This window comes from Streptomyces sp. NPDC054847, assembly GCF_053610925.1.
Window position 1 is genome coordinate 1 of the sequence record NZ_JBSGZJ010000501.1, and the last position, 5,057, is coordinate 5,057.

The following is a 5,057-nucleotide window of genomic DNA, read 5'->3' on the forward strand; positions in this document are numbered from 1 at the left end:
GCCTTGGGGCTTGCGCCCCGGGCCCGCGGACTGCGGTTCCGGCCGCTCGGTTACGGAGCGGTCTTGACCTTGATCGTGCCGGCGGCAATGTCGGCCTTGGCCTTGTCGACCGCGGCGATGACGTCCTTCATCTCGGTGAAGGCCGGGTTCGACCGGGAGAGGGCGACACCGTCGTCCTCGAGGCCGTAACGGATCTCACCGGTCTGCGGCTTGCCGTCCTGGACCGACTTGATCAGGTTGAACACGGCGCCGGAGACGTTCTTCGTGACCGAGGTCAGGATCCGGTCCTTGTAGGCGGCCAGACCCTTCTGGTTGTACTGGTCGGAGTCGACGCCGATGGCCCACTTGCCGGCCTTGGCGGTCGCCTCGATCGAGCCGGAGCCCGCGAGACCGGCGGCCGCGTAGATCACGTCGGCGCCCGCGTCGAGCTGGCCCTGCGCGGCGGCCTTGCCGAGGTCCGGCTTCGAGAAGCCACCGAAGTCCGGCGGCTGCGTCAGGTACTGGACCTTGACGTTGACGCCCTGCTTGGTGTCCTTGACGCCCTGGACGAAGCCCGCCTCGAACTTCTTGATCAGCGGGGTCTCCACACCGCCGATGAAGCCGACGGTGTTGGTCTTCGTCACCTTGGCGGCGGCGACACCGGCGAGGTACGAGCCCTGCTCCTCGTTGAAGACCAGGTTGGCGATGTTCTTGCCGGTCTTGGAAGTGTCGTCGATGAGGCCGAAGGTGGTGTCCGGGAACTTCGGGGCGACCTCGGCGATGGCGGGCGCGTAGGCGAAACCGACACCGATCACCGGGTTGTTACCGGCGCGGGCCAGCGCGGTGAGGCGCTGGATCTTGTCCGGGTCACCCTCGCCCTCGCTGGGCTCGGCCTCGCTGCCCTGGATGTCGAGTTCCTTCTCGGCCTTCTCCAGGCCCGCGAAGGCGGCGTCGTTGAACGACTGGTCGCCACGGCCACCGATGTCGTACGCGATGGCGGCCTTGCCGCCGTTGTCGTCCGAGCCGCCCGACTCGGAAGACTTGTTGCCGCCACACGCGGTGGCAGACAGTGCGAGAGCCGCGGACGCGATGCCCACGGTGGCGATCCTGGTGATCCGGCGCACTGGGGGGCTCCTTTAAACCTGACCGAAAGCGCCACTTCCGGCGCTGGGTTCGCGGCGATCGTAACGCGCGTAGATGTCAGTTAAAGACCCGTTCATCAGTCGTTATCGGATCGTCGCGAACAGGCCACGCACCACGGTAGGCCGGGACGGCGAACGCCGCGCCCCGCCGGGACCCGGCGTGTCGGCCCGTTCCCGTCACCGTGGCCGTTCCCCCACCCCGCCCCTTCCCGAATCGGGGCAAGCCCCGGCCCCCGCCGGGGGCTGACGCCCCCAGCCCCTCCCGGGAGGGGGAGCAAGCGTTTGGCTGGCGCCCCCACACCCCCGGGCCAGCAGCTCCGCGCCGCGACGGGCCCTACCGTCCACCCCGGCACCCACGGCCGGGACGGACACCGGCCCCGGCCGGGGGCCCTGGGTGTTGGCGGCTTCGCGCCGCGACGGGCCGGGACGGACACCAGTTCCGGTCGAGGGCCCGGACCCCTGGGGCTTACGGCCCCAGCCCCTACCTGTTGAGGGGTTGGTGGGGCTGGCGCCTCCCAGCCCCCAGGGCGGCAGCTTCGCGCCGCGACAGGACTTGCCGCCCGCACGGGCGGAGCCCGGGACGACCACCGGCCCGGACTGGAGGCCCGGACCCAATGGAGCCCTCGCCACCCCCAGCGGCAGCGTCGCCGCCGTGAGATGCCTCTGCCGCCCGCCGACGGGAACGGACACCCGGCCCGGGCGAGGGCGCCCGCATCACGCGCGGCCGACTCGGGCTGCCGCCGCCCCACGTCAGGACCGCTGTCCTGGACCGCAGCCACGCCCCGCAAGGGGCGCAACGCACCCGCACGGGGACCGACGAAGCCGGGCCCTACGGCGGCCCGGTCGCGGAGGTCAGAGCGCGATGCGCGCATCCAGCAGCGCCGCCGCCGTGAACAGCTCCACGCCCACCGCGATCGCCGACTCGTCCACGTCGAAGTCCCCGCGGTGCAGGTCCCGCCTGACCGTGTCGCCCGGCACCCGCACGCCCAGGCGTGCCATCGCGCCCGGAACGTGCTCCAGGTACCAGGAGAAGTCCTCGCCGCCGAGACTCTGCTCGGTGTCCTCGATCGCATACGATCCGCGCCGCGCCGTCTGCGCGTCGCGCAGCAATTCGGTGACGACCGGGTCATTGACGACGGGCGGCACACCGCGGACGTAGTCGATCTGGGACTTGGCCCGGTGCAGCGTCGCGATCTCGTCGATCGCCGCGTGCACGAGGTCGGGGGCCTCGCGCCAGCCTTCGAGGTCGAGGCAGCGCACCGTCCCGGAGAGTTCGGCGTGCTGCGGGATGACGTTGCAGGCGTGGCCGGACTCGATGCGTCCCCATGTCACGGCGAGCCCGGACCGCGCGTCGACGCGGCGGGCGAGCAGCGCGGGCACCTCGGTGACGATCTTCGCGGCCGCCGTGACCAGGTCGGTCGTCAGGTGCGGACGGGCGGTGTGGCCGCCGGGGCCGTCGAGGGTCACCTCGAGACGGTCACAGGCGGAGGTGATGGGTCCGGGCCGGAGCCCGATGATGCCGGCGTCGACCTTGGGGTCGCAGTGAACCCCGATGATCTTGTTGACGCCTTCGAGCACGCCGGATTCGATCGCGTCGGCCGCACCCCCGGGCAGCACTTCCTCCGCAGGCTGGAAGATCAGCCGGACGGGCTGCGGCAGCAGCCCCTGCCGGTCGAGGTCGGCGAGCACGAGCCCCGCTCCGAGCGCGACGGTGGTGTGCACGTCGTGGCCGCAGGCGTGGGCACGGTCGGGCACGGTGGAGCGGTAGGGGACGCCGGTCTTGGTGTCGGGGATGGGCAGTGCGTCGATGTCGGCGCGGATGGCGAAAAAGGGCCGTACGGCGCCCGGGGCCGGCGTACCGATGTCGCAGATCAGGCCGGTGCCGGCAGCGAGGACCCGGGGCTCGAGTCCGGCCTGCTCGAGGCGCGCCTTGATCATGGCGGTGGTACGGAACTCCTGGTTGCCGAGCTCCGGATGCATGTGCAAGTCGCGCCGGAACGCGATCAGTTCGGCACGCAGCGACTCGGACAGCGTGCCGTGCAGTGCGACTGCGCCGGGCCGTTCGACTTCTTCGGACTCGCGGGACATCAACTGGTTCACCCAGTGAAGGGTATGCCCCTTCGTGCCTCAACTGCCGTGCGATCAACAAAACATCAGCCACACAGGGGACAGAATTCTGGACTCACTGCGATTCGCAGCGTGCGGCAGTGGGTAAACTCACGCGGCTCGCTCTTGAGTCGATCTTTCCATTCCGGACGGTGCTCACCCGCTCACTGCCGCTCCTCCTCGGCTCTTCAAGCCGGCGCCGGCAGCCGCTGCACATCGCGGGCCGTGCCGGTGACGCCGGCCAGGAAGCCCTGTGCGCGTGGTGAGGCGTTCTCCCTGAGCCATTCGGGTGCGATGTCGCAGACCGCCACCTTGATTCCCGTGCCCGCCAGGGCGAGGGGCAGGGTGTGGACCACGGTGGAGGGAAAACTGAGGACGGTTGCTCCGATCGGGCCGCGCCGGGCGATCAGCTCGAGGGGGAGCTCCGGGCGGACCACCTCCAGGCCGGTCTCGACCGCGAGCCGGTGCAGTTTGTCGGCGCTCTCCCTGCGGTGGGCGAAGTAGCGCGTCGCGCCGTGCGTGCGGGCGAGGGCGGAGACCGCGTCCAGGTACTGCCCGAGGTCGACGACGCCGGTCTCCACCAGGGAGGTGCCGACCATGTCCGCGCCGCGGGTGATCGTCGGAGGGCCGAATCGCGCGCGCGTCCAGGCGAAGTCGTTGCGCGTGACCGTGATCCCCGGCGGCGGCTCCACGGGCATCGAGGTGAACACCTCGACCGAGCGGGTCCTCGACGGGGCGAGCCTGCGCCGGGCCAGGAAGGTGACCGGTGCGAGCACCAGCTCACGCGGCCCGCGGCGGCTGCCGCGCCGGTGCCAGCGCACGAGCTGCTCCCCGCGGGAGACCTGGGCGACGAACTCCATGGTCGCCGTGCCGTCGTCCACGACGGTGACGTCCTTCCTGCCGACCAGGGTCAGCAGGAGCTGTACGTAGCGGGAGAACGGGTCGCCTATGACGATCCGCTCCGCGCGGCGCAGTATCGGGCCGAGCTCGCGCACGGTGCGCAGCGGGGCGCCCATGCCTCCGCGCGCCTCCTGCCAGCGGACGGTGAAGCCCGCGTCACGTGCGAGTTCCGCCATCCGGCGGAGCTGGCCGCGGGACATGGGGTCCGTGGGCGAGAGCACGACCACGGTGAGATCGCCGGGACCGGGCACGGCCGGCGTGGCGTGGGCCCACTCCAGGACGTTCAGGAGCTGGACCGGACTCTCGACGAAGGCGAGATTCACTGGTTGTCACCTCGTGATGCCGGGCCGGCCTTCAGCCGGGTCCGTGGCTGACCACCCCGCAGGGCGCTGATGGATTGCTGCCCGCGGCCGTTGGCCACGGCGACCGTGTCGACGTCCGGGACGGATCCGCCCCGGACCGCTTCTGCCGTGCCGGCACCGGCCGAAACGGATCCGGCCCGACGCAGCGCTGGCGTGACGGAACCGCCCCGGGCCGGCCCTGCCTTGCCCGAGTCGGCCGAAGCAGAAACTGCCGTGACGGCTCCGGCCCGATGGCGCCCTGTCGTGACGGCACCGGCCGAAACGGATCCGGCCAGCCAGAGCCCTGCCGAAACGGATCCGGCCCGACACGGCCCTGCCGTGACAAAACCGACCCGGACCGGCTCCGCCGTCACAGATCCGGCCGGAGCAGAACCCGCCCTGCCGGAGTCGCCCGGAAGGGGCCCCGCCGAAACGGAATCGCCCGGAACGGGCCCCGTCGAAAGGGACCAGGCCGAAAGAGGCCCCGCGGAGGCACTGCGGGTGGCGCCGACCGGAGCGGATTGCGCCGTGGGTACCGGCCGGCGGGCCGCCGGGGCGGGCGCACGGCGGCGTGCGCCGCCGCCTGTGC

The 5,057-nt window shown here is 71.7% G+C and carries 3 protein-coding genes; all 3 read right to left on the reverse strand.

All coding sequences use genetic code 11. The features are described from left to right. Positions 1 to 50 precede the first annotated feature (50 nt). On the reverse strand, positions 51 to 1,103 hold the full coding sequence (locus ACWGH4_RS31020; protein WP_453466756.1) for a BMP family lipoprotein: 1,053 nt from the start codon (positions 1,101 to 1,103) through the stop codon (positions 51 to 53). An 870-nt stretch (positions 1,104 to 1,973) separates the two neighbouring features. Continuing rightward, positions 1,974 to 3,209, reverse strand: coding sequence for an amidohydrolase (locus ACWGH4_RS31025; protein ID WP_441264220.1), 1,236 nt, complete (start codon positions 3,207 to 3,209; stop codon positions 1,974 to 1,976). A 206-nt stretch (positions 3,210 to 3,415) separates the two neighbouring features. Further along, entirely contained in the window at positions 3,416 to 4,450 is a 1,035-nt protein-coding gene (locus tag ACWGH4_RS31030; RefSeq protein WP_441263837.1) for a hypothetical protein, read from the reverse strand. Positions 4,451 to 5,057 lie beyond the last annotated feature (607 nt).

Bases quoted from the DNA above. Each gene is read 5' to 3' on its own strand.
- ACWGH4_RS31025 (WP_441264220.1), bottom strand. From the start codon at position 3,209: ATGTCCCGCGAGTCCGAAGAAGTCGAACGGCCCGGCGCAGTCGCACTG.